The organism is Streptomyces sp. MBT53 (assembly GCF_016654115.1).
Classification (GTDB): domain Bacteria; phylum Actinomycetota; class Actinomycetes; order Streptomycetales; family Streptomycetaceae; genus Streptomyces.
In genome coordinates, this window is record NZ_JAEQAZ010000420.1 from 1 (window position 1) to 3,365 (window position 3,365).

Genomic DNA, 3,365 nt, shown 5'->3' on the forward strand with positions numbered 1-3,365 from the left:
GTGCTCGGCGGCGGACTGGTCCCCGGAGCGGTCGTCCTGGTCGCGGGCGAACCGGGCGTCGGCAAGTCCACCCTGCTCCTGGACGTGGCGGCCAAGGCGGCGAGCGACGAACACCGCACGCTGTACATCACCGGCGAGGAGTCGGCGAGTCAGGTCCGCCTGCGCGCCGACCGCATCAAGGCGATCGACGACCACCTCTACCTGGCCGCCGAGACCGATCTGGCCACGATCCTGGGCCACTTGGACGCGGTGAAGCCCTCCCTCCTGATCCTGGACTCCGTCCAGACGGTGGCCTCCCCGGAGATCGACGGCGCCCCCGGCGGCATGGCCCAGGTCCGCGAGGTCGCCGGCGCCCTGATCCGCGCCTCCAAGGAGCGCGCCATGTCCACCCTCCTGGTGGGCCATGTCACCAAGGACGGCGCGATCGCGGGCCCCCGCCTCCTGGAACACCTGGTGGACGTGGTTCTGTCCTTCGAGGGCGACCGCCACGCCCGCCTACGCCTGGTCCGGGGCGTCAAGAACCGCTACGGCACCACGGACGAGGTCGGCTGCTTCGAGCTGCACGACGAGGGCATCACGGGCCTGGCCGACCCGAGCGGCCTGTTCCTGACCCGCCGAGCGGAACCGGTCCCCGGCACCTGCCTGACGGTCACCCTGGAGGGCCGCCGCCCCTTGGTGGCCGAAGTCCAGGCCCTCACGGTCGACTCCCAGATCCCCTCCCCCCGCCGCACCACGTCAGGCCTGGAAACCTCCCGAGTCTCGATGATGCTCGCGGTCCTGGAACAACGAGGCAGAATCAGCGCCCTGGGCAAGCGAGACATCTACTCCGCCACAGTCGGCGGCGTAAAACTCTCAGAACCGGCCGCAGACCTGGCCATCGCCCTCGCCCTGGCCTCCGCGGCGAGCGACGTCCCGCTCCCCAAGAACCTGGTGGCGATCGGCGAAGTGGGCCTGGCGGGCGAGGTCAGAAGGGTCACGGGCGTCCAGCGCAGACTCTCCGAAGCACACCGTCTGGGCTTCACCCACGCCCTCGTTCCGGGCGACCCGGGCAAGATCCCGCCCGGCATGAAGGTCCTCGAAGTGGCCGACATAGGAGACGCCCTCCAGGTCCTTCCACGCTCCCGTAAACGAGAGGCCCCACGGGACGGCGAGGACCGCCGGTAGACTTTGCCCTGGTCTCGCCCGTCCGTACGAACCAACTGTGCGAAACGGGAGCGCCTGAAGAACCTGCGACCCGAGGAGTGCAGTGGCAGCCAACGACCGGGCGTCAGCTCCCGGAAAGTCCGGCGGGAGCTCCGGTGCCGATGGGCTGATGCGCGCCTCACTGAGCGCCGTGGCACCCGGCACGGCCCTGCGCGACGGCCTGGAGCGAATTCTCCGCGGCAACACGGGCGGACTCATCGTGCTCGGCTCCGACAAGACCGTCGAAGCCATGTGCACCGGCGGTTTCATCCTGGACGTGGAGTTCACGGCCACCCGCCTACGAGAACTCTGCAAACTGGACGGCGGAATCGTCGTCTCCTCCGACCTCTCCAAGATCCTCAGAGCCGGCGTCCAGCTGGTCCCCGACCCCACGATCCCCACGGAAGAGACGGGCACCCGCCACCGCACAGCGGACCGAGTGAGCAAGCAGGTGGACTTCCCCGTCGTATCGGTCTCCCAGTCCATGCGCCTGATCGCCCTCTACGTGGACGGCCAGCGCCGCGTCCTGGAGGACTCGGCGGCGATCCTGTCCCGAGCGAACCAGGCACTGGCCACCCTGGAGCGCTACAAGCTCCGCCTGGACGAGGTGGCGGGAACCCTCTCCGCCCTGGAGATCGAAGACCTGGTGACGGTCCGAGACGTCTCAGCAGTGGTCCAACGTCTCGAAATGGTCCGCCTGATCGCCACAGAAATCGCGGAGTACGTCGTAGAACTCGGCACAGACGGCCGCCTCTTGTCCCTCCAACTCGAAGAACTGATCGCGGGCGTACACCCGGAACGCGAACTGGTGGTCCGCGACTACGTCCCCGAACCCACCGCGAAACGCTCCCGCACGGTGGACGAAGCACTGGCGGAACTGGACGCCCTCTCCCACGCCGAACTCCTCGAACTCCCCACCGTGGCCCGCGCGTTGGGCTACACCGGCTCCCCCGAGGCCCTCGACTCTGCGGTCTCCCCCCGAGGCTTCCGCCTCCTGGCCAAGGTCCCGCGCCTCCCCGGCGCGATCATCGACCGCCTGGTGGAACACTTCGGCGGCCTCCAAAAGCTCCTGGCGGCAAGCGTCGACGACCTCCAGACGGTCGACGGCGTGGGCGAGGCAAGGGCAAGAAGCGTACGAGAGGGCCTCTCGCGCCTGGCGGAGTCCTCAATCCTGGAACGCTACGTCTAGGAACCAGGCACTAGTTGACGTCAGTCACTCGCCAGGACGAACGAGGTCTGCGCCTTGGCGAACCCGGAAGCAGCCGCCTCCACCAGATAGGTCCCCGCACCGGCCGACCCGGCCGGAGGAGTCGCACACTCAGGCGCACTCGGCTTGCGGTCCCACTTCAACGTGTACGAAACAGCGCCCCCGGCGGACACCCGGTAGTACACACTCCCGGAGCTCTTCGGACAGTCGGCGGAGGACCAGTAGTCGGCGGCACCCCCCGCCTCGGTGATCGTCAACACCGCACTCTTGGGCCCGAGATCAACCTTGCAGTCACTACCGGACGAGTTCTTGGCGGTCAGCACAAAAGTAGGCGTCTGATCCGGCGAGTAGGAGTTGTGCAGACTCCGCAGACTCAACTGCACAGCACTGGCAGTGCAGTTGGCCAAGGTCGAATCAGCAGGAACCGTGGTCCCCGTACTACTCCCCCCATTGGACCCCCCACTACCGCCACCGTCCCCGGACCCACCAGCGGAGCCACTGTCACCCGACGACCCGCCACTGGAACCACTACTGCCACTACTACTACTGCCGCTGCTGCCGCCGCTCGACTCATCGCGGCCGCCGGGGTGTTGACTGATGGCGGGCCCGGTACCGGACGGCCCGGCAGTGATCGTAGGGGCGGGAGTCCTGCCGTTCTTCGCCCCATCGGCACCGTTCTTGCTGCCCCCGCCACCCGAGGTGACGATCCAGGTGATCAGCAGCGCCAACAGGGCGACCACGGACACCATGAGGACCCTCCGACGCCAATAGATGGAGGAGGGAAGCGGCCCGACCGGATTGCGCAGAGATCCCACGGCTCAAACCTTACGAGACAACGGGGAGTTACCTCGCCCCACCCGCCGCTCCGGCCCCAACTTTTCCGGATCATCATCCCGGCAACCCCGCCTGGAACAAGGCGGAATGGACCACGAGCCCGCACCCGCCGACGCACGGGAGCGGGGCGTGGCGGTACGGC

Annotated in this window: 3 protein-coding genes; 2 read left to right on the plus strand and 1 reads right to left on the minus strand. The window is 68.1% G+C overall.

Going from position 1 to position 3,365, the window contains the following annotated elements; genetic code table 11:
* Nucleotides 1–1,164, plus strand: a 1,164-nt coding sequence (radA, locus tag JHN45_RS51770; protein ID WP_201056449.1) for a DNA repair protein RadA, incomplete at its 5' end; no start/stop codon positions are given.
* 82 nt (nucleotides 1,165–1,246) lie between these two features.
* A complete protein-coding gene (disA, locus tag JHN45_RS51775) occupies nucleotides 1,247–2,371 on the plus strand; it encodes a DNA integrity scanning diadenylate cyclase DisA (RefSeq protein ID WP_200716599.1) in 1,125 nt (374 codons plus the stop codon).
* A 20-nt stretch (nucleotides 2,372–2,391) separates the two neighbouring features.
* On the opposite strand, the gene JHN45_RS51780 is transcribed toward disA, so the two are convergent.
* A complete protein-coding gene (locus JHN45_RS51780; protein WP_201056451.1) occupies nucleotides 2,392–3,204 on the minus strand; it encodes a hypothetical protein in 813 nt (270 codons plus the stop codon).
* Between the last annotated feature and the right edge of the window lie 161 nt (nucleotides 3,205–3,365).